Raw genomic sequence first — 774 nt, forward strand, 5'->3', positions numbered from 1 at the left:
AAGCCGACTAACTGTTTTTTTCTGTCAAAATATATTTGCTTTTTAGGGAGGTAACTCTCTGTTATTGGTAATAAATTAAGAAAAAACAGGTTCCAAGAAAAAGTAAGTGCGGGCACCCACCAATGATAAGGTTCATCCGAATATGTCATTACAATGCAAGATAGTAATAGTAACAAACTTAAAACAAAGCCGATTATGATTGGGCCAAACAATATAACTCTAATTGGGCTATTTCCGCACATTTCTACTTTATATCGTTCAGGATGTTTTTGTATTTCTTTTTGCTTTCTTGCAGGTAAATTATATAAATAGCATAAGCCTTTGAATTTATCCTTGAGGCTATTTAATCTCTCAGGGTAAAAAAAACAATTAAATCGCGTTTTTTTAGGCATGATATCAACGGCTAGGTAATCATTATTTTGCATGTAATATCCTTATTGTTTAATCAACCTTGGCACTTTAAAGTGCCTCGTTTGAATTCCTTTTCTGATTGTTAACGTATCATGGACTCTGAAACTTAAGCCGTTTCACGGAAAGCCGATAAAAAGTTGAACCAGTAAACGCTTTACTTTATATTTCCACGTTAATTGCTCTATGCGCTCAGGCTCTGCTTTCCAATGCTGCCAAGGTTTCGTTATTTCGTCATTGGCTTTACCTTTTAGCCAATCAAATGGAAAAGCATCTTCTAAAATTTCGTCCCTAATTTCAATTTGCTGTTCAATTGAGAAGTCTACCCAAAAGTCTGAAGGACGATTATTATTTTTATCAAACTCT

General features: G+C 34.1%; 2 pseudogenes. Both read right to left on the reverse strand.

Annotated elements, in window-relative coordinates:
• Nucleotides 1–425 (reverse strand): annotated as a pseudogene (locus H5158_RS22630) (hypothetical protein); the annotation flags it as partial.
• Between the two features lie 102 nt (nucleotides 426–527).
• Nucleotides 528–774: pseudogene (locus tag H5158_RS22635) on the reverse strand (hypothetical protein); the annotation flags it as partial.

The sequence above is a fragment of the Pseudoalteromonas sp. SR45-6 genome (genome assembly GCF_014163545.1).
In the GTDB taxonomy this organism is placed as follows: Bacteria; Pseudomonadota; Gammaproteobacteria; order Enterobacterales; family Alteromonadaceae; genus Pseudoalteromonas; species Pseudoalteromonas rhizosphaerae.